Annotated in this window: 23 protein-coding genes; 13 read left to right on the top strand and 10 right to left on the bottom strand. The window is 68.5% G+C overall.

Annotation, left to right across the window (positions count from 1 at the left end; all coding sequences use genetic code 11):
* The first annotated feature begins 71 nt into the window (after positions 1–71).
* Positions 72–1,166 carry a hypothetical protein gene (locus tag K8P63_RS08790; RefSeq protein ID WP_223799422.1) on the top strand — a complete coding sequence of 365 codons (1,095 nt, stop codon included), beginning with the start codon at positions 72–74 and terminating at the stop codon, positions 1,164–1,166.
* Here the strand turns inward: K8P63_RS08790 and K8P63_RS08785 are convergent.
* The 9 genes from K8P63_RS08785 to dapA all read right to left on the bottom strand — a co-directional run bounded on the left by K8P63_RS08785 (position 1,147) and on the right by dapA (position 11,603).
* Positions 1,147–1,485, bottom strand: coding sequence for a DUF2794 domain-containing protein (locus K8P63_RS08785; RefSeq protein ID WP_223799421.1), 339 nt, complete (start codon positions 1,483–1,485; stop codon positions 1,147–1,149). The two genes, K8P63_RS08790 and K8P63_RS08785, sit on opposite strands and share 20 nt — an antisense overlap.
* Positions 1,485–2,177, bottom strand: coding sequence for a serine O-acetyltransferase EpsC (gene epsC / locus K8P63_RS08780; protein ID WP_223799420.1), 693 nt, complete (start codon positions 2,175–2,177; stop codon positions 1,485–1,487). The genes K8P63_RS08785 and epsC overlap by 1 nt, the downstream gene beginning before the upstream one ends.
* Positions 2,178–2,285: 108 nt before the next feature.
* Positions 2,286–4,952 carry an alanine--tRNA ligase gene (alaS, locus tag K8P63_RS08775; protein ID WP_223799791.1) on the bottom strand — a complete coding sequence of 889 codons (2,667 nt, stop codon included), beginning with the start codon at positions 4,950–4,952 and terminating at the stop codon, positions 2,286–2,288.
* A 55-nt stretch (positions 4,953–5,007) separates the two neighbouring features.
* Entirely contained in the window at positions 5,008–5,841 is an 834-nt protein-coding gene (locus K8P63_RS08770) for a class I SAM-dependent methyltransferase (RefSeq protein WP_223799419.1), read from the bottom strand.
* A 273-nt stretch (positions 5,842–6,114) separates the two neighbouring features.
* A complete protein-coding gene (gene recA / locus K8P63_RS08765; RefSeq protein WP_223799418.1) occupies positions 6,115–7,188 on the bottom strand; it encodes a recombinase RecA in 1,074 nt (357 codons plus the stop codon).
* 88 nt (positions 7,189–7,276) lie between these two features.
* On the bottom strand, positions 7,277–7,633 hold the full coding sequence (locus tag K8P63_RS08760) for a response regulator (protein ID WP_223799417.1): 357 nt from the start codon (positions 7,631–7,633) through the stop codon (positions 7,277–7,279).
* 64 nt (positions 7,634–7,697) lie between these two features.
* Positions 7,698–10,106 carry a response regulator gene (locus K8P63_RS08755; protein WP_398288870.1) on the bottom strand — a complete coding sequence of 803 codons (2,409 nt, stop codon included), beginning with the start codon at positions 10,104–10,106 and terminating at the stop codon, positions 7,698–7,700.
* A gap of 8 nt (positions 10,107–10,114) precedes the next feature.
* Positions 10,115–10,597 carry an SsrA-binding protein SmpB gene (smpB, locus tag K8P63_RS08750; RefSeq protein WP_223799415.1) on the bottom strand — a complete coding sequence of 161 codons (483 nt, stop codon included), beginning with the start codon at positions 10,595–10,597 and terminating at the stop codon, positions 10,115–10,117.
* Positions 10,598–10,727: 130 nt separating this feature from the next.
* A complete protein-coding gene (dapA, locus tag K8P63_RS08745; RefSeq protein WP_223799414.1) occupies positions 10,728–11,603 on the bottom strand; it encodes a 4-hydroxy-tetrahydrodipicolinate synthase in 876 nt (291 codons plus the stop codon).
* A 44-nt stretch (positions 11,604–11,647) separates the two neighbouring features.
* Here dapA and K8P63_RS08740 point away from each other — a divergent pair, with 44 nt between their 5' ends.
* From K8P63_RS08740 to K8P63_RS08725, 4 genes are all read left to right on the top strand, one after another.
* The gene (locus K8P63_RS08740) at positions 11,648–13,735 is read left to right on the top strand and encodes a lytic transglycosylase domain-containing protein (protein ID WP_223799413.1); all 2,088 of its coding nucleotides are present in this window, start codon (positions 11,648–11,650) and stop codon (positions 13,733–13,735) included.
* Between the two features lie 45 nt (positions 13,736–13,780).
* Positions 13,781–14,233, top strand: coding sequence for a GreA/GreB family elongation factor (locus tag K8P63_RS08735; RefSeq protein ID WP_263282722.1), 453 nt, complete (start codon positions 13,781–13,783; stop codon positions 14,231–14,233).
* Between the two features lie 73 nt (positions 14,234–14,306).
* Complete coding sequence (locus K8P63_RS08730; RefSeq protein ID WP_223799411.1) at positions 14,307–14,663, top strand: c-type cytochrome; 357 nt, start codon at positions 14,307–14,309, stop codon at positions 14,661–14,663.
* Between the two features lie 66 nt (positions 14,664–14,729).
* On the top strand, positions 14,730–15,362 hold the full coding sequence (locus K8P63_RS08725; RefSeq protein WP_223799410.1) for a 2-dehydro-3-deoxy-6-phosphogalactonate aldolase: 633 nt from the start codon (positions 14,730–14,732) through the stop codon (positions 15,360–15,362).
* Positions 15,363–15,497: 135 nt separating this feature from the next.
* Here the strand turns inward: K8P63_RS08725 and K8P63_RS08720 are convergent, their stop codons facing one another.
* Complete coding sequence (locus K8P63_RS08720; protein WP_223799409.1) at positions 15,498–16,499, bottom strand: sugar kinase; 1,002 nt, start codon at positions 16,497–16,499, stop codon at positions 15,498–15,500.
* A gap of 159 nt (positions 16,500–16,658) precedes the next feature.
* Here K8P63_RS08720 and K8P63_RS08715 point away from each other — a divergent pair, with 159 nt between their 5' ends.
* Genes K8P63_RS08715 through K8P63_RS08680 form a run of 8 tightly spaced genes read left to right on the top strand, consistent with a single transcriptional unit; the run spans position 16,659 to position 26,456 of the window.
* On the top strand, positions 16,659–17,783 hold the full coding sequence (locus tag K8P63_RS08715) for a fumarylacetoacetate hydrolase family protein (protein ID WP_223799408.1): 1,125 nt from the start codon (positions 16,659–16,661) through the stop codon (positions 17,781–17,783).
* Positions 17,780–18,547: an SDR family NAD(P)-dependent oxidoreductase gene (locus tag K8P63_RS08710; protein ID WP_223799407.1), complete on the top strand. Its 768-nt coding sequence runs from the start codon at positions 17,780–17,782 to the stop codon at positions 18,545–18,547. Before K8P63_RS08715 ends, K8P63_RS08710 begins: the two co-directional genes overlap by 4 nt.
* Before the next feature lies 1 nt (position 18,548).
* Positions 18,549–19,421, top strand: coding sequence for an SMP-30/gluconolactonase/LRE family protein (locus K8P63_RS08705; RefSeq protein WP_223799406.1), 873 nt, complete (start codon positions 18,549–18,551; stop codon positions 19,419–19,421).
* Positions 19,422–19,423: 2 nt separating this feature from the next.
* Positions 19,424–20,860 carry a sugar porter family MFS transporter gene (locus tag K8P63_RS08700; protein WP_223799405.1) on the top strand — a complete coding sequence of 479 codons (1,437 nt, stop codon included), beginning with the start codon at positions 19,424–19,426 and terminating at the stop codon, positions 20,858–20,860.
* A 53-nt stretch (positions 20,861–20,913) separates the two neighbouring features.
* Entirely contained in the window at positions 20,914–21,954 is a 1,041-nt protein-coding gene (locus K8P63_RS08695) for a glycoside hydrolase family 43 protein (protein ID WP_223799790.1), read from the top strand.
* A gap of 4 nt (positions 21,955–21,958) precedes the next feature.
* Complete coding sequence (gene xylB, locus K8P63_RS08690; RefSeq protein ID WP_223799404.1) at positions 21,959–23,416, top strand: xylulokinase; 1,458 nt, start codon at positions 21,959–21,961, stop codon at positions 23,414–23,416.
* Entirely contained in the window at positions 23,413–24,744 is a 1,332-nt protein-coding gene (xylA, locus tag K8P63_RS08685; protein ID WP_223799403.1) for a xylose isomerase, read from the top strand. Before xylB ends, xylA begins: the two co-directional genes overlap by 4 nt.
* A 2-nt stretch (positions 24,745–24,746) precedes the next feature.
* A complete protein-coding gene (locus tag K8P63_RS08680; RefSeq protein WP_223799402.1) occupies positions 24,747–26,456 on the top strand; it encodes a glycoside hydrolase family 43 protein in 1,710 nt (569 codons plus the stop codon).
* Positions 26,457–26,523 lie beyond the last annotated feature (67 nt).

Genomic DNA, 26,523 nt, shown 5'->3' with positions numbered 1-26,523 from the left:
CGCATGCAACCCGGCCAGCCGTGTATTGTTTATGCAATACACTGTGATTATATCCGCGTCAGGAAACGAGCATGTACAGCGAAAGCGATATCGAGGCGGCGGTCGCCACCGGCGCGATCAGCCCCGCCGCGGCGGCCGCGTTGCGCGCGAGCGTGGCGCGCGATCGTGGGGCTCCGTCGGTCGACGAGGAGAGTTTCCGGCTCGTCACCGGCTTCAACGACATCTTCGTGACGATCGCCGCCTTGCTGCTGCTGATCGCGGTCGGTTGGATCGGTGCGACCCTCCTCCCCTTGCCCGACGAGCCCGGCCGCTTCGGGCTGCACATGGGTGGCAGCGTGGCGCTCGGCGGTGCGTGCGTGGCGGCGGCAAGCTGGGGCCTGGCCGAATATTTCACGCGGGTGCGGCGGATGGCGCTGCCCAGCATCGTCCTGCTCGGCGGCTTCGTCTGGGGCGTGGCGGTCGCCTTGTTCGGCATGCTGACGGTACTGATCGGCCATGATGCCGGGCCGCGCGTCGTCGCCGTTGCCGCCGCACTGTCGGCCTTTGCGACCGCCTTGGCCGCTTTCCTGCATTGGCGTCGCTTCCATGTTCCGATCACCGTGGCCGCGCTGACGATCGCCTTGGCCGTAACGGTGATGGCGTTGATGCTGGCGGTCGTGCCGGGGATCAGCAACGCCTTGCTGTGGATCATGCTCGCGGCCGGCCTCGGCGTGTTCGGCTATGCGATGCACTGGGACATGTCGGATCGGACGCGCACCACGCGCCGCTCGGACGTCGCCTTCTGGCTGCACCTCGCCGCGGCGCCAATGATCGTGCATCCGGTCTTCTGGCTGCTCGGCGGCGTCGACAGTCAGCCGGGCGTGGTCACGGCGCTGGCGGTGCTGCTGCTCTACCTGATCTTCGGGCTGGTCGCGCTGGCGGTCGATCGGCGCGCTCTGCTCGTATCGAGCCTCGCTTATGTCCTCACCGCGCTCGGTGGGCTGTTCCACCAGTTCGGCGCGATCAGCCTCAACATGGCGTTCACCGCGCTGGTGATCGGATCGGCGCTGCTGATGCTGTCGGCCTTCTGGCACGGCGCGCGGCGGCTGGTGGTGATGCAGCTGCCCGAGGGTCTGCGGGCGCAGCTGCCGGCGCTCGACCGGGTCGTCAGTCCTCGACCAGCTTGAGCAACTTGCGCTCGATCGGCGCGAGCAGCGGGCCGAGTTCATGTCCGCGCTTCAGCACCACACCGCTCTCGCCCACCAAAGCCCATTGCCCCTGCCGCTGGCGCAGCGCCGGCCTTTTCTCGATCCGATATTCGGGCCGCTCGGCGCTGCGCCGGAAGCAGGCGAACGACGCGATATCGCGCCCGAACTGCATCGCATAATCGCGCCAATGGCCGGCCGCGACCATGCGGCCGTAGAGGTCGAGGATGTGCATCAGTTCGGCCCGGTCGAACGCGACCTGCGCGGGCGGTTTTCCGGGAAAAGGGGTGACGACGCCCATCAGGCGGATGCGCGATCCCGATCGTCGCGCGCGGCCTGGCGCTCCTCGATCAACGTCGCCAGCCGCGTGCGCAGCGTCTCCACCTCGCACTTCAGCAGTTCGAGCTGCTGCGTCTGCGGATCGAACCGCTCCGAGCAGGGCGTGCCGTAAGGGATGAAGCTGTTATAGCTGCCCGCGTCGATCAAAGTGGGCCGCGCGGGAATGCCGACCATCGTTGCGCCGGTCGGCACGTCGCGCGTCACCACCGCATTCGCGCCGATCCGCGCGCCGGGACCAACCGTGATCGGCCCGAGCACCTGCGCGCCCGAGCCGACGATCACACCATCCTCCAGCGTCGGGTGGCGCTTGCCGGCGATGCCGTCGGCCGGGTTGGTGCCGCCCAGCGTGACGTTCTGATAGATGGTGACATCGTCGCCGATCACCGCGGTCTCGCCGATCACGGTGAAGCCATGATCGATGAAGAAGTTGGCGCCGATCGTCGCACCCGGGTGGATGTCGATCGCCGTCAGCATGCGCGAGATGTGGTTGACCAGGCGCGCAAGGAAATACAGCTCGCCGTTGAACAGCCAGTGCGCGACGCGATGCAGCGCCAGCGCCAGCACGCCCGGATAGAGCAATATCTCCCAGCGCGTACGCGGCGCGGGATCGCGCGCCTTGATCGAGTCGAGATAGGCGATCAGTTCGCGCTTCATGGACGATTTACTCCCTGAATCGCCGATTTAGGGAGCGCAGGCGCGGAAGGGAAGGGTCTCGCGTTGCAGCACGCGCGAAGGCGCTTCTCTCCCCCGATGCAAAGGCGGTCAGGCGGGAACAGCGGCGTCCGCGAGCCGTGCCCGCACCGCCGCGACCGCGTCGGGTGCCTTGTCGCCGTCGGGGCCGCCGCCCTGCGCCATGTCGGGTCGGCCGCCGCCGCCCTGCCCGCCCAGCGCGGCGACGCCCGCTCGGACCAGATCGACCGCCGAGAGGCCACCGACCAGATCGTCGGTGACGCCGACCGCGACCGTCGCGCGGCCTTCATTGACCGCGACCAACACGGCCACGCCCGATCCCAGCCGCGCCTTGGCCTCGTCGACCAGCCCGCGCAGCCCTTTCGGATCGAGCCCGTCGATCACCTGGCCGATGAAGGCGTGGCCGCCGACCTGCTCCGGGCCGGCCGCCTCGGCCTTGCCCGCGCCGCCGCTAAGCGCGAGCGCCTTCTTCGCCTCGGCGAGTTCGCGTTCGAGCCGACGCCGCTCCTCGACCAGAGCGGCGACGCGTGCCGGCACCTCCTCGGGCGAGGCCTTCAGGCTGACGGCGGCTTCGCGCAGCCGATCCTCGCGGTGGGTGAGCCACAGCCGCGCCGCCTCGCCGGTCAACGCCTCGATCCGGCGTACGCCCGCCGAGACCGCGCTCTCGGCCACGATCTTGAACAGGCCGATGTCGCCGAGCGCGTTGACGTGGGTGCCGCCGCACAGTTCGACCGACCAGGCGGCGTCCTCGTCGGCGCGGCCCATCGAAAGGACGCGCACCTCGTCGCCATATTTCTCGCCGAACAGCGCCATCGCGCCGGCGGCGATCGCGTCGTCGGGCGTCATCAGGCGCGTGGTGACCGCGTCATTCTCGCGCACGTGGCGGTTCACCTCGGCCTCGACCACCGCGATATCCTCGGGCGTGAGCGGCTTGGGGTGCGAGAAGTCGAAGCGCAGCCGCTCGGGCGCGACGAAGCTGCCCTTCTGCGTGACATGGTTGCCGAGCCGGTGGCGCAGCGCCGCGTGCAGCAAATGGGTCGCCGAATGGTTGGCGCGCAGCTGGCTGCGGCGCGCGACATCGACCGACAGGTGGATCGCGTCGCCGACGCGGATCGTGCCGCCGCGCACCACCGCCTTGTGCGCATGCAGCCGCCCGAGCGGCTTCGACGTGTCGCCGATATCGGCGACGAAGCCGTTGTCGTTGCTGGCAATGCCGGCGTCGCCCATCTGGCCGCCGCTCTCGCCGTAAAAGGGCGTCTGGTTGGTGAGGATCGTCACCTCCTCGCCCTCGCTCGCCTGCTCGACGCGCGCACCGTCCCTGACCAAGGCCAGCACCTGCGCGTCGCCCTCATGGCCCGAATAGCCGATGAATTCGGTGCCACCGTGCGCCTCGGCCAGATCGTACCAGAGATCGTCCGACGCCTTGTCGCCCGACCCCTTCCATGCGGCGCGGGCGGCGGCCTTCTGCTCGGCCATAGCAGCGTCGAAGCCGGCACGATCAACCATCAGGCCCTGCGTCCGCAGCGCATCCTCGGTCAGATCGTAGGGGAAGCCGAACGTGTCGTAGAGCTTGAAGGCGACCTGCCCCGGCAGCGTGGCGCCCTCGCCCATGCCGGTCGTCGCCTCGTCGAGCAGGCGCAGGCCGTTCGACAGCGTCTGACGGAAGCGGGTTTCCTCCAGCCGCAGCGTCTCCTCGATCAACGGCTGCGCGCGCACCAGTTCGGGGAAGGCCGCGCCCATCTCGGCGACGAGCGCGGGGACGAGGCGATGCATCAAAGGCTCGGCGGCGCCGAGCAGGTGGGCGTGGCGCATCGCGCGGCGCATGATGCGGCGGAGAACGTAGCCGCGGCCTTCATTGGCCGGCAGCACGCCGTCGGCGACGAGGAAACCCGAAGCGCGGAGGTGATCGGCGATCACGCGGTGCGACGCCTGGTTGGCGCCGTCGGTGGCGCTCTTGGTCAGCGCGCCCGAGGCGGCGATCAGTGCCTTGAACGTGTCCGTGTCGTAATTGTCGTGCACGCCCTGGAGCAGGGCAGCGACGCGCTCCAGCCCCATGCCGGTGTCGATCGACGGCCGCGGCAGATTGCCGACGATCTCGTTCGCCTCCTGCTCGAACTGCATGAAGACGAGGTTCCAGATCTCGACGAAACGGTCGCCATCCTCCTCGGGCGAACCCGGCGGGCCGCCATAGATATGGTCGCCATGATCGTAGAAGATTTCCGAGCAGGGCCCGCACGGGCCGCTGTCGCCCATCGCCCAGAAATTATCCTTGGTCGCGATGCGGATGATCCGATGGTCGGGCAGGCCGGCGATCTTCTTCCACAGGTCGAACGCCTCGTCGTCGGTGTGGTAGACGGTGACGGTCAGCCGGTCCGGATTGATCCCCCATTCCCTGGTGATCAGGTTCCAGGCGAGCCCGATCGCACGTTCCTTGAAATAATCGCCAAACGAGAAATTGCCGAGCATCTCGAAGAAGGTGTGGTGGCGCGCGGTGTAGCCGACATTGTCGAGATCGTTATGCTTGCCGCCGGCGCGCACGCACTTCTGGCTCGACGTGGCGGTGCTGTACGGCCGCGTCTCGAGCCCGGTGAAGACGTTCTTGAACGGCACCATGCCGGCGTTGACGAACATCAGGGTCGGATCGTTGTGCGGCACCAACGGCGCCGACGGCACGATGCGATGGCCCTCCCGCCCGAAATAGTCGAGGAATGAACGGCGGATGTCGTTGGTCGAGATCATGCAGGCGATGTAAGCGAGCCGACGCACGCGCTCAAGCGGCGTGGCGCGTCGCCGGTCACGCCCGTGCGGTCCAGATCCAGGCGGCGGCGGGCAAGGCGACACGGCCGTCGGCGTGATAGGGCTCCAGCGCCGCACGCAGCCGGTCGACCATGCCGCCGCGCGCGGCCGGATCGGCCGCGGCGAGGATCGATGCGACCGGGCCGATCAGGCTGAAGGTGCGCACAGCATCCGCGATCGGATCGTCGCCCTCGCCCGCCAGATAGTCATAGTCGACGATGGTCGTGTCCGCGTCGCACCAGCCTGCCGCTTCGAGGATGGAGAGGGTGAAGGCGCGATCGGCGAAGGCGAAGGGGCTCGGCGCATAGCCGGTCGGCGGCGTCGGTGCCTTGCCGGTCAGGCATTCGACGAGTTCCGCCACCCAAGGATTGAGCGGCGTCGGGCGGAAGCAGGAGAAGACCAAAGCCGCGCCCGGCCGCGCCGCCGCCCGCAGTGCGGCGAAGGCGGCGACCGGATCGTCGAAGAACATGACCCCGTGGCGCGAGACGATCAGGTCGAACGGATCGAGCGCGGGCGGTGCGGCGGCGTTGCCCGCGACGAAGCGCGCATTGGCGAGGCCGTCCGCCTCGGCGCGCGCGGTCGCGACCGCCGCCAGCCGCTGCGAGATGTCGAGCCCGGTGATGGTGAGACCGGGCCAGCGACGGGCGAGCGCGAGGCTGGTCGAACCCGCGCCGCAACCGACGTCGAGCGCGGTGCTGCTATCTTGCGAAACCTGTGCGTCGATCGCGGCGTCCAGCGCCGGGGCGAGCCCGGCGAAGGTGCGGTCGGTCCGCCGCCATTCGTCGGCCCAGACGTCGCCGACCCGAGTCGCCCATTCCGCCCCGCTGGTCATGCCGCCTTATCGCGTGGGCAGGAGCCCGCGTCGAGCGTGGCAATGCCTGGAACGCGAGAGCGATGTCCAAGCGAAGTTGAGGAAGTTGAGGATGTTGAGGGTTGCGGCCGCTTTCCCAGCGGCAAAGGCGCATCCCCGACAACACCCCCTTTTCCGTCATCCCGGCGCAGGCCGGGATCCACCCAACTCCGCGCACCGGCTGGGGCTCACTGGATCCCGGCCTGCGCCGGGATGACGGGGAGAAATCAACGAGAGACGAGGATGCGCCCGGTCTTAAGCGTCGTCGTCTTCGCTCGGGCCGGCCATCAGCGCTTCGCTCACCTCGGCGGCGTTGCCGCGGATCGCCTTTTCCAGCCGCGCGCAGACCTCGGGGTTCTCGCGCAGATAGGTCTTGGAATTCTCGCGCCCCTGGCCGATGCGGATGCTGTCATAGCTGAACCAGGCGCCGGACTTCTCGACCAACCCCGCCTTGACGCCGAGATCGAGGATCTCGCCGACCTTCGAGATGCCTTCGCCATACATGATGTCGAACTCGACCTGCTTGAACGGCGGTGCGACCTTGTTCTTGACCACCTTCACGCGGGTCGCGTTGCCGACGATATCGTCGCGATCCTTGATCTGGCCGGTGCGGCGGATGTCGAGGCGGACCGATGCGTAGAATTTGAGCGCGTTGCCGCCGGTGGTCGTCTCCGGATTGCCGTACATCACGCCGATCTTCATGCGGATCTGGTTGATGAAGATGACGAGCGTGCGCGAGCGGCTGATCGAGCCGGTGATCTTGCGCAGCGCCTGGCTCATCAGGCGCGCCTGCAGGCCGACATGGCTGTCGCCCATCTCGCCCTCGATCTCCGCACGCGGCACCAGCGCCGCGACCGAGTCGATCACCAGCACGTCGATCGCGTTCGAGCGGACGAGCGTGTCGGTGATCTCGAGCGCCTGCTCGCCCGTGTCGGGCTGGCTGACGATGAGTTCGTCAATATCGACGCCCAGCTTCTTGGCGTAGACCGGATCGAGCGCATGCTCGGCATCGACGAACGCCGCCGTGCCGCCATTGCGCTGCGCCTCGGCGATGGCGTGGAGCGCCAGCGTGGTCTTGCCCGAGCTTTCCGGCCCGTAAATCTCGACGATACGGCCGCGCGGCAGCCCGCCGATGCCGAGCGCGATGTCGAGGCCGAGCGACCCCGTCGAGATCGCCTCGATCTCGAGCTTGTCGCGCGAGCCGAGCTTCATCGCCGAGCCCTTGCCGAACGCGCGATCGATCTGCGCGAGCGCGGCGTCGAGCGCCTTCTGCCTGTCCATCTCGGCCTTTTCCTTATCTGAACCGATCAGCTTCAACTGTGCCGCCATGATGTCGCTCCGCCCGTTGATCGTCCAGCGCCGAGATAGCGCCAGCGATCATGTACACGAGATGTTCCACAGGAACAAGAGCAGAACTTTAACGCGCGGCAAGCGTCTCCAGCGCCTGCTTGATGCCGTCCAGCGTGAACGGCTTGGGCAGTTGCGGCGCGTCGGCATGCGCGGCGGGCGGCGGCACGACATGCCCGCCAGTCGCCAGCACGAACGGCACGTCCCGCGCGCTCAACGCATCCGCGACGCGCCAGCACGGGCCATCGCGCAGGTTGACGTCGAGGATCGCCGCGTCGGCGACACCCTCGTCCAGCCGCGCCAACGCGTCGGTCGTGTTGTCGGCAGTACCGGCGACGACGTGGCCGAGAAGGTCCAGATAATCCTCGATCATCATCGCGATGAGCGGTTCGTCCTCGATCACGAGGATGCGCAGGGGTGCGGTCATGCGCGGCCCATAAGGAGGGCGACCCGCTTAGCCTAGCCGATTCTTCCTGAGCGGCGCGATTCGGTCATCCCGCCTGCGCCAGCAGCACGTCGCGCGCGGCCTGCGCAAGCTGGTGGACCGAAAAGGGCTTGGGCAGGAAGGCCACGCGATCGATATCGATCGACTTGCGCAATTGCTCCTCGGCATAGCCGGACATGAACAGGATGGGCAGATCGGGAAACTTGGCGCGCGCCGCCCGAACCAATGTAGGGCCGTCCATCGTCGGCATCACCACGTCCGATATGAGCAGATCGGGCGCGTCGCCATTCTCCAGCAGTTCGAGAGCCTCTTCGCCGTTGGTGGCGGTCAGCACGGTATAGCCCTGGCGGGTCAGCGCACGTTCCGCGACGGCGCGCACCATCGCCTCATCCTCGACCAGCAGGATCGTGCCGGTGCCCCAGGTCTCGCTGGGCGCCTCGACCCGCGCCTGCGCCGCCGGCGTGGGAAGCTCGGCGGCGGCATGATGGATCGGCAGGTAGATGACGAAGGTCGTGCCCCGACCCAATTCGCTCTCCGCGAAGATCCAGCCATCGGTCTGCTTGACGATGCCGTAGACGGTCGACAGGCCGAGCCCCGTGCCCTTCCCCACTTCCTTGGTGGTGAAGAACGGTTCGAAGATCTTGCCGATGATGTCGGGCGGGATGCCCGTTCCGGTGTCGGAAACGCGCAGCGCGGTATAATCCGCCACCGGCAGGATCTCGCTCCGCATCCGCCGCACCTCGGCCGCGGTGACCGGCAGCGTCTGCAGCGTGAGCGTGCCGCCATTCGGCATCGCGTCGCGCCCGTTCACGGCAAGGTTGACGATCACCTGCTCGAGCTGGCCGGGATCGGCGCGGACGAGGCCCAGGTTGCGGCCATGCTTAACCTCCAGCTTTACCGTCTCGCCGAGCAGGCGGCGTAGCAGGTTCGACACTTCGGAGATGACGTCGGGCAACTGCAGGATCTGCGGCCGCAGCGTCTGCTGACGCGAGAAAGCGAGCAATTGCCGCGTCAGCGAGGCGGCGCGGTTGGAGTTATGCTTGATCTGCTGGATGTCGTCATAGTCGATGTCGCCGGGCGTATGGCGCATCAGCATCAGGTCGCAATGACCCATGATCGCGGTAAGGATGTTGTTGAAATCGTGCGCGACGCCGCCGGCGAGCTGGCCGACCGCCTGCATCTTGGTGGCCTGCGCGATCTGGCGCTTGAGCTTCGATTCCTCGCTGTCGTCCTTCAGGCTCAGCAGCACGGCCGCGTCGCCCAGCCCCTTGGCGTTGGCGATGGTGAGCGCCACCGGTTCCTCGGGAAGATGCTTCAACTGGATCGCAAGATCGCCCGGCAAAGCGCGTCCGGCGGCGAAGCGGCGCACCGCATCGGACACGATCGGCTTGTCCTCCTCCAGCACCAGATCGCTGGGATAGACCGCCACCTCGCCCGGCCCAATCCGCGCGGCGCGGCGGAAGGCGTCGTTCATGAACAGGAAGCGCCCGTCGCGCTCCAGCAAAGCGAGCCCCAGCGGCAGCATCGCCAGCAGGCCGTGAAGATGGACGGTGGCGGCGCCGCGCGCTGCGGCGACGCTGATCGCCTCCGGATCTTCGTCAAGCAGCAGGAACACGGCCGGCCCGTGCGCGGCATCGTCGCCGACCGGCACGGGAATGACGCGCAGCTGCGGCACGTCATCGCCGTCGCGCGCGATCCGGACCGCGCCATCCTCGCTGGTGCGCAGCAGATCGGCGAGATTCTGCCCTGCGACCTTCTCCTTCCGCTCGCCCAGCGCGCGATAGGCGAAGACGTCGTTGGCGGCGACGATCGTGCCGTCGGGATCGGCCAGCACCAGCATCACGCCGGCATCGCCGAGCCGCTCGCCCGATCGACCGTCGAGCAATGCGCGCGCGACGCCGTAGGGGTTGCGCGCGCCCGCGCGGCGGAAGCGCCACGCAAGATGATCGTCACGCCGGCCGGCACGCCGCAGGATGGCGATTGCCGGCCCGTCATCCAGCAAAAGATTATGCACCTCGACCCGCCCCTCGCGCATCGCGGCGCGCGCGGCCTCGGTCAGTCGCGCCATGTCCTCGACCGAGAAAGGCAGATTCGACGGGTGGAGCGCGCTGCCGAACAGCGCCCGATAGGCGGGATTGGCGCCCAGCAGCACTCCGGCGCGATCGGTGATCGCCAACGGATCGAGGCCGTCGCTCATCACGTCGCGCAGCAGCGACCAGTCGGTGACCTCGACCCGCTCCGTCTTGTCGGGTCGACCCGCGGCGGCGCCGGCAGCGAAGGCGCCGGCCAGCAGCAGCGCGACGATCGCGCCGGCCAGCGGCGCACCGCCGAGCAGGATCCAGCATGCGAAGACGGTGACGACCGCAAGCGCGGCGACGCCGATCATCAATAGCCCACCGGACGGCCGATGGCGGTGCAGCGCGAGCGGCGCCGATGCCGATCCGGAGCCGCCCATCGCCATGCTTATCCGCGCTCGCGCATCAGGCGCTGCTGGTCGCGCTTCCAGTCGCGCTCCTGCTGGGTGGCGCGCTTGTCGTGCAGCTTCTTGCCCTTGGCCAGCGCCAGCTCGACCTTCGCCCGCCCGCGCCCATTGAAATAGACCGCCAGCGGGATGAGCGTCATGCCCTCGCGGCCGATGCCGGTCGCGATCTTGGCGATCTCGCGTTCGTGCAGCAGCAGGCGGCGTGGACGCTTGGGTTCGTGGTTGAAGCGGTTGCCGTGGCTGAATTCGGGGATGTTGGCGTTGATGAGGCTGACCTCGCCATCCTTCACCTCGGCATAGGATTCGGCGATCGAGCCCTCGCCAAAGCGCAGCGATTTCACCTCGGTGCCGGTCAGCGCAATGCCGGCCTCGTAAAAGGTCTCAAGGAAATAGTCGAAGCGCGCGCGCCGGTTCTCGGCGACGATCTTCTTCTTCTCGAACTCAAGTGGACGGGGACGGGCCATGAACTCTCGCGGATAACGATCGTCGCGCGCGACGGAAAGAGGGCGTGAACGATCGGCTGCGCGGGATCGCCTCACGCCCCGCATTCGCGGCGGCGATCCGCCGGCCGCTCAGCCCCTCACATCGTCCGCCTCAGACCAGACCGGCCCACGCGAGCGCCTCGTCGACCGCCTTGCGGCTGGCGGCGGACGGCGGGGTCATCGGCAGGCGCAACTCGGTCGGAAAATCGGGCCGCACCCGCGCCAGCGCATATTTGACCGGCCCAGGCGACGCATCGCTGAACAGCGCGGCGTGGAGCGGATAGAGCCGGTCCTGCAGCGCCAGCGCCGCGTCCCAGCGCCCCTCGCGACAAGCCGCCTGGAAGTCGGCGCACAGCCGCGGAGCGACATTGGCGGTGACCGAGATGCAGCCGACGCCGCCCATCGCCATGAAGCCGAGCGCCATGTCGTCATTGCCCGACAGCTGGCAGAAATCGGTGCCGCAGGCGAGTCGCTGCGCGGTGACGCGCTCGACCTTGCCGCTCGCATCCTTGACGCCGACGATGGTGGGCAGCCGCGCGAGCGTCGCCAGCGTCTCGACGGCGATGTCGGTCACCGTCCGGCCAGGGACGTTGTAGACGATGATCGGCAGGTCGCACCGCTCGGCCAGATAGGTGAAGTGCGCGATCAGCCCGTCCTGGTTGGGGCGGTTGTAATAAGGCAGCACCACCAGCGCCGCATCGGCCCCCGCCGCCTGCGCCGAGCGCATGTGCGCGAGCGCCACCACCGTGTCGTTCGATCCGCAGCCGGCGATGACCGGCACGCGACCCGCTGCCGCCTCGATGCACAAGGCGACCACCCGATCATGCTCGGCAATCGACATGGTCGCGCTTTCGCCGGTGGTGCCGCACGGCACGAGCGCCGACGAGCCCTCCGCCACCTGCCAATCGACCAGCGCGCGGAACGCCGTCTCGTCGATCGCGCCGTCGCGCATGGGGGTGACCAGTGCCGGGATCGAGCCCTTGAACATCTCCGCTCCCTTCACTTCCCAGGTTCCGTCGTCATATAGGCACCATGGCCCAGACCGAGCATGATCGCCCCGCCAAGCCAGGCGCGCCTGATAGGGAAAGGTCGCGCCGTCTGTCCAGCATCGCCCGCCGGCTGACCCCTCCCGCCTTGCTCGCGCTGTCGGTCGCGGCGGCGGCGGCAACCCTTACCTTCCACCCGATACGCCGCGCTGCGCCCGAAGAGTCGGTGGCGGCGACCGCGCCGACGCCGGCGCCGGGGCTGCCCGGCCGCACTGACCCGCTGTGGCGCGCGATCGACCAGTGGACGCGGCTGCGCCAGAGCGACCGCCTGCCGTTCGACGATTATGCGAGCTTCCTGACCGCGCATCCCGGCTGGCCGGGCGAATCGGGGCTGCGTCGCGCCGCCGAGCGCCAGATCATGCCGGATCAGGCCGATCCGACGCGGGTTGCCGCTTATTTCACCGCGATGCCGCCGACCACCGCGGCCGGCCGCGTGCGCTATGCCGAAGCGCTGGCGGCGCTCGGCCGCACGCCCGAGGCGCGCGATGCGGCGGCGGCGGCGTGGACCGGCGGCGCGCTCTCGCCCGACGACGAGGGGCGGCTGACCGCGCGCTTCGCCGGCCAGTTCACGCCGGCCGAGCAGGACCAACGGATGGAACGGCTGCTGTGGGATCGCGCCACGCTCTCGGCGCAGCGCCAGCTCAACCTCGTCACGCCCGGTCGCCGGCCGCTCTACGCCGCGCGGCTCGCCTTCCAGCTCAAGGCAGCCGATGCGGCGGCGCAATCGGCGGCGCTCGGCCCCACTGCGGAGCGCGACGCCGGTTTCGTCGTCGATCGCGCCGCGTGGCTGCGTGACACCGGCGCGTGGGGCACGGCGCGCACCTGGCTCGCGCAGCCGCGCACGCTCGATGCTCCGCCGTTCGACGCGCAGAAATATCTGGAGGCCCTGCTCGGCTTCGCGCGGGCGGCGGCGAACGATCATCAGGACGCGACCGTCTACGGCATCGCGCTGCAGGCCGACGCCGCCTTCGCCGCCGGCACCGACATCAGCGGGCGGCCGCTGGCAGAGCGCGATCCCTATACCAGTCTCGTCTGGCTGGGTGGCTGGACCGCGCTGAAGGGGCTCGAGCATCCCAAAGACGCCGAGGCGATGTTCGTACGCTATGCGCGCGGCTCGGCCACGCCGGGCACGCAGGCCAAGGGCAATTATTGGGCCGGGCGCGCGGCGCAGGCAGCAGGCGACGCGGCGGGTGCCGACATCCATCTTGCCGCTGCGGCCGCCAACGTCGATCAATTCTACGGCCAGCTCGCGACCGAGCGGCTCGGCCGCACCATATCCGTGCCGCCCGATCCCGCCGCGCCCGCCATCGCGCCGGCGACGCGCGCCACTTTCTATGACGGCGAACTGGTCCACGCCGCGCGCCTGCTCGGCCAGCAGCGCATGTGGCCCGAGCAGACCACCTTCGTCCGCCAGATCGCGCTGGGCGCCAAGAGCGATCAGGATCATGTTCTCGTCGGCGAACTGTCCCGTTCGATGGGGCGCCCCGATCTCGGCGTGATCGTCTCGCGCCAGGCGCGCGCCAGCGGCTCGCGCGACCCGATCCGCATCGGCTTTCCGCAGGTGACCGTGCCGCCGGCAATGCAGAGCCAGTGGACGATGGTCCACGCCATCGCCCGCCAGGAAAGCCAGTTCGATCGCGAGGCGATGAGCCCGGTGGGCGCGCGCGGCCTGCTCCAGCTCATGCCGGCGACCGCCAAGGAGCAAGCGGGCAAGCTCGGCCTGCCGTGGGAGCCGAGCCGGCTGACCGAGGATATCGGCTACAACGTCATGATCGGATCGGCCTTCTTCGACCGGATGCTGACTTATTATGACGGCAATTACGTGCTGGCGGTGGCGAGCTACAATGCCGGGCCGGGCAACGTGAACCGCTTCATCCGCAACAATGGCGACCCGCGCACGCCGCAGGTCGACGTGGTCGACTGGATCGAGAAGATCCCGCTCGCCGAGACGCGCGGCTATGTGCAGAAGGTGCTGGAGAATGCGGTCGTCTACGACCTGTTCAACCCCGCCCGCGCACGCACGCCGGAGAAAGACCGCCTGTCTTATTATCTCGGCAAGAAAAGCGCGGGCTGAATCTTGGCCGACGAACAGCCGATCACCCCGGCGGGATTCGCGGCGATGCGCACGCGCTACGAGGCCCTGTTCTCGTCCGAGCGGCCCAAACTGGTCGAGGTGATCTCGTGGGCGGCCGGCAATGGCGACCGATCGGAGAATGGCGACTATATCTATGGCCGCAAACGGCTGCGCGAGATCGATCGCGAGCTGTCGCACCTCGCGCGACGCATGAAGGCGGTGAAGGTGATCGATCCCGCCAGCCAGCAGGATCGCACCCGGGCGTGGTTCGGCGCGACGGTGACGATCGTGGATGAGGACGATCGTGCGCGCGTGCTGACGTTGGTTGGCGAGGACGAGGCCGATGCCACCGCCGGCCGGATCAGCTGGCGCTCGCCGCTCGCCCGAGCGCTGCGCGGCGCTGTGGTAGGCGACCTGCGTCGCGTCGAGTTGCCCGCCGGCACGAAAGACTATGAAATCACCGAGATCGCCTATCCCGAAGGCGAACTGTTCGGCTAACAGTCATCTTGTATGCAATATCGCGGGCAGGATGCGAATCGTGTCTACCGAATCACGACGTGGAGGATGCCGAATGAAGAAGTCGCTGGGATTTGCCTGCCTCGCCATCGCTGCGCCGGCATTGGCCGCGCCCCTGCCGAAGCCGGCCTCCTTCGCGATCTGCGGCGCGTGCCACAAGGTCGAGGCGGGCGCGCCGTCGGGCGTCGGGCCGAACCTGTGGCAGGTCGGCGGTCGCACGTCGGGTACGCTCGATGGCTATGATTACTCGCCGGCGATGAAGGCCGCGAAGATCAAGTGGACCAAGGCGGAGCTGGTGAGCTTCATCTCTGGCCCGCAGGCGCGCGTGCCCGGCACGAAGATGGCGTTCGGCGGCATCAAGAACCCCGCCGATGCGTCGGCCGTCGCCGATTATCTGCTGTCGCTGAAGTAAGGCGCATCGCCGCGCTCCGGTGGGGCGCGGCCTTTGCGCGGTCATGATGCGCGGTTAAGGCGGGGCATGACCCTCGCCCAGCTGATCGCCGCCAAGGCCCCGCCCATCGTCGCCATCCTGCGCGGCATCCGCCCCGAAGAGACCGAGGCGACCGTCGAGGCGCTGATCGCGGCGGGCATCCGCTTCATCGAGATTCCGCTCAACTCGCCCGATCCGCTGACCAGCATCGCCACCATGGCGCGCGTCGCCGGCGATCGGGCCTTGTGCGGCGCGGGCACGGTGCTGCTGCCCGATCAGGTCGATCAGGTCGCCAAGGCAGGTGGCCGGCTGATCGTGACGCCCAACACCAACCCGCATGTGATCGAACGCGCCGTGTCGCTGGAGCTCGACATCCTGCCCGGCTTCATGACGCCGACCGAGGCGTTCGCTGCACTGGCTGCGGGCGCCACCCGCCTCAAGCTGTTCCCGGCGGCGCAACAGGGCATGCCGTTCCTGAAGGCGGTGCGCGAGGTGCTGCCGAAGGACGTCCGGTTGTGGGCGGTGGGCGGCACCGGCGCGGCCAATTTCGGCGAATGGATCGCGGCAGGCGCCGAGGGCATCGGCGTCGGCGGCGCGCTCTACCGTCCGGGCGACAGCGCCGAGACGGTCGGCACCCGCGCGGCCGAGCTGGTCGCGGCGTGGGAGAAGGTGGCGGGCTGAGCCTTACGCGCCACCCCTCCCTTGTTCCGTCACCCCAGCGGATAATCCGTCACCCCAGCGAAGGCTGGGGTCTCCCGCTTCTGGCGCGCCGCCCGCCGCACGGGATGTCAGCCTGCGCTGGCATGACGGTGGATGTTACCGCCGAACGTCGAGATTGCCCGGATCGAACGCGTCCAGCTCGGCCAGGGTCGTCGCGCTGAAGTCGCCCGGGGTGAAATGCTTGAGCGCGGCGAGATGCAGCGCGCGCTGGACGTCGATCCCGCCGCCCAGCAGCCCGTGCAGCACGCCGGCCGCGAAGGCGTCGCCGGTGCCGAGCCGATCGACGATGCCGTCGAGCGTCACCTCGTCGGTGTGAACCTCGCCCTCCCGCGTGTCGAGCCGCGCCGCCAGATAATGGCGCGCGCTGCTTTCGACGCGACGGCAGGTCGATGCGATCGCCTCGAGCTGCGGATAGGCCTCGAACGCCGCCAGCGCCGCCGCGCGCCGGTCGGCGCGCTCGCCGGAGAAGCTGCGGCCGAGCAACAGCGACACGTCGCGATGATTGCCGATCAGCAGGCTGGCGGTGGACACCAGGGCATGCAGGATCGCGCGCGGATCGCTGTCCCACGCCTCCCACAGATTGGCGCGGTAATTGCCGTCGAGCGAGACGCGCACGCCCAGCGCGCGTGCCGCAGTCGCCGCCTCGATCGCCAGTTCGGCCGAACGCTGCCCGAGCGCGGGCGTGATGCCCGATAGATGCAGCCACTCCGCCCCGGCCAGCAGGCTCGGCCAGTCATAGTCGCCCGCGCCGGAGCGCGCGAACACGCTGTCGGCACGGTCGTACAGCACGGTCGATGCACGCAGGCCGGCGCCCGGCGTCAGGAAATACAGGCCGAGCCGGCCGCGCGCGCGCTGGATGCGGTCTGTCGCAACGCCGGCACGGCGCAACGCTGCGATCGCCGCGTCGCCGAGCGGGTTCTGGGGCAAGGCCGTCACCACCGCCGCCGCATCGCCGAGCTGCGCCAGAGCGACCGCGACATTGGCCTCCGCCCCCCCGAAATTGGCGTCGAGCGTGGGCCAGGCGAGCAAGGGCGTGCCGTTGGGCGGCGACAGCCGCAGCATCAGCTCTCCAAAACACACGATCTTCGGCGCAGTCATGCCGTTCTTTCTCCTTGCCCAACCAGTGCCGCGCGCGCTGCCAGATAAAGCCGGCGAGGGCCAGCTTGACAGCGTGCCGCCTTTGCGCCGATTGGTAGAAGCCGCAGGTTGATAGCGCTATCAACGATACAGCCGGCCGGTCGAGCGAGGGGATACTGCATGGCAAATCTGGATCCGTCGGCCGAGTTGCCGGGCGATTGGCGCGAGGCCACGCTCGTCGGTCGCATCGCCACAGCCGAGGGGCCGAGCCCGATCGTGGTGCGGGGCGGCGTCGTTTTCGACATGAGCGTGGTCGCCCCCACCGTCTCCGAACTGCTCGACCAGGGCCTGTGGCGCGAAGGCGGCCGCGAGATCGGCGCGCTGGAGACGCTCGACCTGCTGAGCCCGGTCGACCTGCAGGTGGTGAAGGCCTCGGGCGTGACCTTCGCGGTCTCGGCGCTGGAGCGCGTGATCGAGGAGCGTGCGCGCGGCGACGCCGATGCCGCCGCCGCGGTGCGCGGCCGGCTGGAGGCCGCGATCGGCGGCAGCATCCGCAGCGTGACGCCGGGCAGCCCGGAGGCCGAGGCGCTGAAGCAGGCGCTGATCGGCGACGGCATGTGGTCGCAATATCTCGAGGTCGCGATCGGCCCGGACGCCGAGATCTTCACCAAGTCGCCGGTGCTCTCCACCGTCGGCTGGGGCGCGCCGGTGGGCATCCGCTCCGACAGTTCGTGGAACAATCCCGAGCCCGAGGTGGTGCTGATCGTCGACAGCCGCGGCAAGGCGGTCGGCGCGACGTTGGGCAACGACGTCAATCTGCGCGATTTCGAGGGGCGCTCGGCGCTGCTGCTCGGCAAGGCCAAGGACAATAACGCATCCTGCTCGCTCGGGCCGCTGATCCGGCTGTTCGACGACGGCTTCACGATGGACGACGTCCGCGATGCCGAGCTCGATCTGCTGATCGAGGGCACCGACGGTTACCGCCTGACCGGCCACAGCTCGATGCGCGAGATCAGCCGCGATCCGGAGGAGCTGGTGCGGCAGGCTCTGTCCGAGCATCATTATCCCGACGGTTTCGCCTTGTTCCTCGGCACCCTGTTCGCGCCGACCGAGGATCGCGATACGCCCGGCCGCGGCTTTACCCACAAACTGGGCGACCGGGTCAGCATCGCCACGCCGCGCCTCGGCCGGCTGGTCAACGAGGTCGCCACCAGCAAGGACGCGCCGGCCTGGTCGTTCGGCATCGGCAATCTGATGCGCAACCTCGCCGGCCGCGGATTGCTCACGGCAGGCGCGACGGCATGAGCGGAGGCGCGAGCTATCCCAGCCTCGTCGGGCGTGCGGTGCTGATCACCGGCGGCGGCTCGGGCATCGGCGAAGGGCTGGTCGAGGCGTTCGTGGCGCAGGGCGCGCGCGTCGCGTTCGTCGACATTGCGCGCGACGCATCCGAGGCGCTGGTCGCGCGGCTCGGCGAGGGTGCGGCGCACAAGCCGGTCTTCTTCCCCTGCGACCTGACCGACATCGCCGCGCTCAAGCAGACCGTCGCCGACGTCGCGACCGCCTTGGGCGGCAGCATCGAGGTGCTGGTCAACAATGCCGCCAACGACGATCGCCACACGGTCGACGAGGTCACGCCCGAATATTGGGAAGACCGGATGGCGGTCAATCTGCGCCACCTGTTCTTCGCCGCGCAGGCGGTGATCCCGGGGATGAAGGACGCCGGATGCGGCTCGATCATCAACTTCGGCTCGATCAGCTGGCACCTCGCCTTGCCCGAGATCGTGCTTTATCAGACCGCCAAGGCCGGGATCGAAGGCATGACCCGCGCCCTCGCCCGCGATCTCGGCCCGTCCGGGATCCGGGTGAACACGATCGTGCCGGGCAACGTGCAGACGGAGCGGCAGATGAAATGGTACACGCCCGAGGGCGAGGCGGAGATCGTTTCCGCCCAGTGCCTCGCCGGCCGTATCCAGCCATCCGACGTCGCGGCGATGGCGCTGTTCCTCGCCTCCGATGATGCGCGAATGTGCACCGGCCACGATTATTTCGTCGATGCAGGATGGCGCTGACATGACGATCGAGGTCATCGACGTGCTGACGCTTGGCGCCACTCTGGGCGAAGGGCCGATGTGGTCGGCGGCCGAGAATGCGTTGTGGTTCGTCGACATCAAGCAGTTTCGCCTCCACCGCTTCGATCCCGACACGCAGGCACTGCGCACGTGGACCGCGCCCGAACAGCCCGGCTGGATCCTGCCCGCCGATGGCGGCGGGCTCGCGGTGGGCATGCAGAGCGGCATCCACCGTTTCGATCCGAAGACGGGTCAGTTCGATTTCGTCGCCCATCCCGAGGCGCATCTGCCCGGCAACCGCTTCAATGACGCCACGGTCGATCCGACCGGCGCGATCTGGTTCGGCACGATGCACGATGCCGAGGGCGAGGCGAGCGGCCGCTTCTATCGCCATCGCGACGGCGAGACCGTCGATGCCGGCATCACGCCGATCACGATCACCAACGGCCCGGCCGTGTCGCCCGACGGCGCGACGCTCTATCATGTCGACACGCTCGGCAACACAATCCAGGCGAGCGCGATCAACGACGACGGCACGCTCGGCCCCGCGCGCCCGTTCGCGATGATCGAGGATGGCGCCGGCCATCCCGACGGGCCGACGGTCGATGCCGAGGGCCATGTGTGGATCGGGCTGTTCGGCGGCTGGGCGGTGCGCCGCTACGATCCGGCGGGGCAACTGGCGCTGACGGTGCCCTTCCCCGTCGCCAACATCACCAAGATCGCTTTCGGCGGCGACGGCCTGCGCACGGCCTATGCCACCACCGCGCGGCTCGGGCTCGAGCCCGACGCGCTCGCCGCGCAGCCGATGGCGGGCGACCTGTTTGCATTCGAACCCGGCGTCGCCGGCCTGACCCTTCCAGCAGCGAGGATATAATCATGGCCGGCGGGCCGATGCACAGTGGAGAGAGTGTTTCGTTAGGCGCCGGAGAGCGCGTCAATGTCGCCTTCATCGTCCTGATCGTCGCGGTCGCGACCATCGGCGGCTTCATGTTCGGCTATGACAGCGGCGTCATCAACGGCACGCAGGAAGGGCTGGAGAAGGCGTTCGGCCTGTCCAAGTTCGGCACCGGCTTCAACGTCGGCGCGATCCTGATCGGCTGCGCGGTGGGCGCATTCCTCGCCGGCCGCCTCGCCGATCGGCTCGGCCGCCGCAACGTGATGATCATCGCCGCGGGCCTGTTCCTCGTCAGCGCATTGGGCGCGGGCGCGGCCTCGTCGTCGGTCTTCTTCGTCTGCGCGCGGCTGCTGGGCGGGCTCGGCGTCGGCGCGGCGAGCGTGCTGACCCCGGTCTATATCAGCGAAGTGACGCCCGCGGCGATCCGCGGCCGCCTGTCGAGCCTGCAGCAGATCATGATCATCACCGGCCTGACCGGCGCGTTCGTGGCGAATTACGTGCTGGCGCAGTGGGCCGGCAACTCGACCAGCCTGCTCTGGTTCGATCAGCCGGCGTGGCGCTGGATGTTCTGGATGCAGGCGATCCCCGCCGCCGTCTATCTGATCGCCCTGATGTTCATTCCGGAAAGCCCGCGCTTCCTGGTCGCCCGCGGCCGGATCGACGAGGCGACGGCCGTGCTGACCCGCCTGTTCGGCCCCACCACCGCCAAACGGACGGTGGGCGACATCCAGCGCTCGCTTTCGGCCGACCATCGCCCGCGCTTCTCCGACCTGCGCGACCGCACGACCGGCCGCATCCGCCCGATCGTGTGGGCGGGCGTGGTCATCGCGATCTTCCAGCAGTTCGTCGGCATCAACATCGTCTTCTATTACGGCGCGGTGCTGTGGCAGTCGGTCGGCTTCAGCGAGGGCGACTCGCTGAAGATCAACATCCTGTCGGGCGTGCTGTCGATCGGCGCGTGCCTGTTCACCGTCGCCACCGTCGACAAGATCGGGCGCAAGCCGCTGCTGCTGGTCGGATCGGCCGGCATGACGGTCACGCTGGCGACGGTCGCGTTCTGCTTCGCCTCGGCGACGCTCGGCGCCGACGGCGGCCTCCATCTGGCGACCGGCACCGGACGCATCGCGCTGGTGGCGGCGAACCTCTACGTCATCTTCTTCAACGCGACGTGGGGCCCGATCGTGTGGGTGATGCTGGGCGAGATGTTCCCCAACCAGATCCGCGGATCCGGCCTGGCGGTGGCGGGTGCGGCGCAGTGGGCGGCCAACTTCTTCATCTCGGTCAGCTTTCCGCCCGCGGCGGCCAATCTCGGCCTCGCGATCACCTACGGCTTCTACGCCGTCAGCGCGTTCGTCTCGTTCTTCCTGGTGCGAACCTTGATCCACGAAACGCGCGGCCGCGAACTGGAGGAGATGTAGGCATGGCACGCTCCGTTGCACGCAGCGCGGGGCTCGCCCTGCTGGCCGGGACGATGATCGGCGCGGCGCCGGTGCCGACGACGGCGCCCGACGGGCGGCATTATCTGTCGCAGCCGCTGGTTACGTCGATCTTCACCGCCGATCCGTCGGCGCACGTCTTCGGTGGCAAGATCTACGTCTATCCAAGCCACGACGTGCCGACGAACATCCCCGACGACGATCTCGGCAACGAATATGCGATGCACGATTATCGCGTGCTGCGCATGGACCGGATCGGTGGCCCGGTGACGGTCGGACCCGTCGCGCTCGACGTGAAGGACGTGCCGTGGGCGTCGAAGCAGATGTGGGCGCCCGACGCCGCCTATAAGAACGGCACCTACTTCCTGTACTTCCCCGCGCGCGACAAGAGCGTGGACAAGAACAAGCTCGGCGCGTTCCGCATCGGCGTCGCCACGTCGAAGAATCCGATGGGTCCGTTCAAGGCCGAGCCGCTGCCGATCAAGGGCAGCTTCAGCATGGATCCGGCGGTGTTCTCCGACACCGACGGCAAGAGCTACATGACGTTCGGCGGCATCTGGGGCGGCCAGCTTCAGCGCTGGAAGAACGGCAAGTACGATCCGAACGGCTCCGACACCGATCTGCATCAGGACGACAAGCCGGCCCTTGCCCCCAAGATCGCGATGCTCGCGCCCGGCATGACGCAGTTCGCCGAGCCGCCGCGCGACATCGTCATCCTCGACGAGCATGGCAAGCCGGTGCTCGGCGGCGACCACACACGACGCTTCTTCGAAGGGTCGTGGATGTTCAAGCGTAACGGCACTTACTATTTTACCTATTCGACCGGCGACACACATTTCCTGGCCTATGCGACCGGCGCGAGCCCCTATGGGCCGTTCCATTACAAGGGCCATTTCCTGCTGCCGGTGCAGGGCTGGACGACGCATCATTCGATCATCGCGTGGAACGGCAAATGGTGGCTGTTCTATGCCGACACGCAGCTGTCCAACAAGAACCACCTGCGCGACGTGAAGGTGACCGAATTGTTCTTCAATCCGGACGGCTCGATCCGCCCGGTCGATCCGTTCGTGAAGTAAGCTTATGTTCCTCGGCATCGATATCGGCACGTCGGGGGTGAAGGCGGTCGCCATCGCCCCCGACGGCAGCGTCACCGGCCAGGGCACCGCCGCCCTCTCCGTATCGCGCCCCCACCCGCTCTGGTCCGAGCAGGATCCGGATGCGTGGTGGCGCGCGACCGAGGCAGCGGTGCTGGCGATCGATCCGGCGGTGCGGCGCGCGGTGCGCGGCGTCGGCCTCGCCGGGCAGATGCACGGCGCCACCTTGCTCGGCGCCGACGACCGGCCGCTGCGTCCCGCTATCCTGTGGAATGACGGCCGCAGCCACGCCGAGTGCGAGGAGCTGACCGCGGCGACCGACGCCTTCCACACGGTGGCCGGCAATCTCGTCATGCCGGGCTTCACCGCGCCCAAACTGCAATGGGTGCGGCATCACGAGCCCGACATCTTCGCGGCGACGCGCACCGTGTTGCTGCCCAAGGATTTCGTGCGGCTGCGCATGACTGGCGAGAAAGCGTCGGATATGTCCGATGCCGCCGGCACGCTCTGGCTCGACGTGGCGAAGCGCGCGTGGAGCGAGGAATTGCTGGCTGCGACCGGGCTCGATCTGTCGCACATGCCGCGCGTGGTGGAAGGCTCCGCCATCGCGGGCACCTTGCTCGCCGATGTCGCCGCGCGCTGGGGCATGGCGCAGGTACCCGTGGCGGGCGGTGCGGGCGACAATGCCGGCGGCGCGGTCGGCGTCGGCGTAGTGTCCGACGGCGATGCCTTGCTCTCGCTCGGCACGTCGGGCGTGATCTTCGTCGCGACGTCCGATTTCCGGCCCGATCCCGAAAATGCGGTCCACGCATTCTGCCACTGCCTGCCCGATCTGTGGCACCAGATGTCGGTCCACCTGTCGGCGGCATCGTGCATCGACTGGATCGCGCGCATCACCGCCACGCCCAATGCCGCCGAACTTTTCGCGCGTGCCGAGGCGATCGGGCCGGGCGCGGGCGGCGAACTGTTCCTCCCCTATCTGTCGGGCGAGCGCACGCCCTACAACGACGCGCTGGTGCGCGGCGCCTTTCTCAACCTCGACAATGACAGCGACGCCGGCCGGATGGCGCAGGCGGTGCTGGAGGGCGTCGCCTTCGCGCTCGCCGACGGGCTCGACGTGCTGAAGGGCGCGGGCAGCACGATCGAGCGGCTGGCGGTGATCGGCGGCGGCGCGCGCTCGCGTTACTGGGGTCGCATCCTGTCCGCCGCGATGGAGACGCCGCTCGTCTATCTGCGCGGCGGCGAGGTCGGCCCCGCGATGGGCGCCGCGCGCCTCGCCCAGCTGGCGGTCGACGGCGGCGATCCGCGCGACGTGTGCACCGCACCGCCGGTCGAGCGCGTGATCGAGCCCCTCCCCGCCGACGTCGCCATCCTCGCTCCCAAGAAGGCGGCGTTCCGCGCCGCTTATCCCCGCATCACTCCCAAGACGAGTAAGCTCCCATGAACCCCACCGATTATTTCGCCGATATCGCGCCGGTCACCTTCAAGGGTCCGGATACCGACGACGAGCTGGCCTATCGCTTCTACGACAAGGACCGGGTCGTCCTCGGCAAGCGGATGGAGGACCATCTCCGCTTCGCCGTCTGTTTCTGGCACAGCTTCTGCTGGAACGGCTTCGACGTGTTCGGCGCGGGCACGTTCGATCGGCCTTGGCATGCCGGCGCCAACGACAGCGCCGCCGCCACGCTGAAGCGCGCGGTGGCGTTCGACTTCTTCAAGAAGCTCGATCTGCCCTTCTACGCCTTCCACGACGTCGACGTGATGGCGAACGCCACCAACGTCAGCGAATATCAGCGCTTCTTCGCCGAGGCGGTGGACGATCTCGAGAAGCATCAGGCGGCGTCGGGCCGCAAATTGCTGTGGGGCACCGCCAACCTGTTCAGCCACCCGCGCTACATGTCGGGCGGCGCCACCAATCCCGATCCCGAGGTGGTCGCGTTCGGCGCGCTGCAGGTGCGCTCGGCGCTGGAGGCGACGCATCGCCTCGGCGGCTCCAACTATGTGCTGTGGGGCGGCCGCGAGGGCTATGAGACGTTGCTCAACACCGACATCGGGCAAGAGCTGAACCAGTTCGGCCGCTTCCTCAGCCTCGTCGTCGAGCACAAGCACAAGATCGGCTTCAAGGGCACGATCCTGATCGAGCCGAAGCCGTTCGAGCCGACCAAGCATCAGTACGACTTCGACACCGCCACCGTGTACGGCTTCCTCAAGCGCTACGGCCTCGAGAATGAGGTGAAGGTCAACATCGAGGCGAACCACGCGACGCTCGCCAGCCACACGTTCGAGCATGAGATCGCGACCGCGCGCGCGCTCGGCCTGTTCGGCTCGATCGACGCCAATCGCGGCGACCACCAGAATGGCTGGGACACCGATCAATTCCCGAACTCGGTCGAGGAAATGACGCTGGCGGTGATCGAGATCCTGCGGTCGGGCGGCTTCACCGACGGCGGCTTCAACTTCGACGCCAAGGTGCGCCGCCAGAGCATCAACCCGGCGGACATGTTCCACGGCCACGTCGGCGCGGTCGACGTGATCGCGCGCGCGCTGCTGGTGGCGGCGGCGATCATCGAGGACGGCACGTTCGACGCCATCCGCACCGAGCGTTATGCCGGCTGGCAGGGCGAATATGGCCAGGCGATCATGGGCGAAGGCGCATCGCTCGCCTCGATCGCCGATCTGGCGGTGGCGAACGACATCCTGCCGCAGCACAAGTCCGGTCAGCAGGAGCGGCTGGAGAACCTCATCAACCGCTTCGTCGCCAAGGCGCTCTGATCGTGGGCGCCGGTCGCTCCTTTCCGGGACGCGGGCGGCGCACGCTGCTGATCGCGGGCGCGCTGGCGGCGATCGGCGCGGCGCCCCCGCCCGATCGCGCCGCGCACTTTGCGTGGGTCGATTATCGCGGTGCCGATCCGGTCGACGCGGTGCGCCGGCCCGGCGCTGGCGAGTATCGCAACCCGATCATCCAGGGTTTCTATTCCGATCCGAGCGTCGAGCGGGTCGGCAACACCTACTATCTGGTCACCTCGACCTTCAGCTATTTCCCCGGCATCCCGGTGTTCCGCAGCACCGATCTGGTCCACTGGACGCAGATCGGCAACGTGATCGACCGTCCCGGCCAGCTGAACTTCACCGAGCGCAAGATCTCCGAAGGCGTATTCGCGGCGACGATCCGCCACCATGCCGGCCGTTTCTACGTCATCAACACCTGCGTGAATTGCGGCGGCAACTTCATCGTCACCGCCGCCAACCCGGCCGGGCCGTGGTCCAACCCCGTGTGGCTGAAGGAGGTCGACGGCATCGACCCGTCGATCTTCTTCGACGATGACGGCCGCGCCTGGATCGTCAACAACGGCGCCCCGGTCGAGACGCCGCGCTATGACGGGCATCGCGCGATCTGGATCCAGGAATATGATCCGCGCGCGCAGAAGATGATCGGCCCGCGCAAGGTGCTGCTCGACGCGGGCGTCGATCCTTCGACCAACCCGGCGTGGATCGAGGGGCCGCACCTCTACAAGCATGACGGCCATTATTATCTGATGGCGGCCGAGGGCGGCACCAGCGTCAAGCACAGCGAGGTGATCCTCCGCGCCGACCGCGTCACCGGCCCCTATGTGCCGTGGACGGGCAACCCAATCCTGACGCAGCGCGACCTGCCCGCCGACCGCCCCTACCCCGTCACCTCGACCGGCCATGCCGACCTGATCGAGACGCCGTCGGGCGACTGGTGGTCGGTGTTCCTCGGCACGCGGCCTTATGCGGGCGACCTCTACAATACCGGGCGCGAGACCTTCCTGCTGCCGGTCAAATGGACCGACGGCTGGCCGGTGATCCTGCCGCACGGTCAGGCGGTGCCGATGACGGCGCCCGCGCCGAAGCTGCCGCACGGCCCCACCGCCCCGCCGACGAGCGGCCCGCTCCACATCCGCACCGACTTTGCGGGCGCATCGCTGCCGCCCGAATGGATGATGATGCGCAACCCGGCGACGCGCTGGTATCGCACCGGCGGCGGGCTGACGCTGCAGCCGCGCCCAGAACGGCTCGGCGACATGGCCAACCCCTCGTTCGTCGGCCGACGCCAGCAGCATATCAAAGCACATGTCGAGACCGCGCTCAGCTTCGCCCCCGCGCGCGACGGCGACAAAGCCGGGCTGGCGGCGGTGCAGAATGACGATTTCTATTATTTCGTCGGCCTCGCCCGCGATCATGGGAAGACCGAGCTGCACGTCGAACGCCGCGCAGGGCCCGGCGACGACAAGGACGGCGTGGTGATTGCGCGCGTGCCCTTCACGGGCAGTCCGGGCGCGCCATTGTATCTGGGGATCGACGCGAACGGCGGCGCGTACAGCTTCCGCTACGCGACGACGCCGGGCCAGTGGCACGTCCTGCTCAGGGACGCCGACGGCACGATCCTGTCGACCAACAAGGCCGGCGGCTTCGTCGGCACCCTGATCGGACCCTACGCAGTGTCGCGGCCGGGATCTTAGGTACGCGCTTTTGAGCCGTGTGCCGGTCGCTCGAGGTTAGCGTCCGTTACTGGTGGGAAGTAGCCAG

Origin of the sequence: Sphingomonas nostoxanthinifaciens (assembly GCF_019930585.1) — a bacterium.
Classification (GTDB): domain Bacteria; phylum Pseudomonadota; class Alphaproteobacteria; order Sphingomonadales; family Sphingomonadaceae; genus Sphingomonas_I; species Sphingomonas_I nostoxanthinifaciens.
This window is presented reverse-complemented; position numbering and strand designations above follow the sequence as displayed.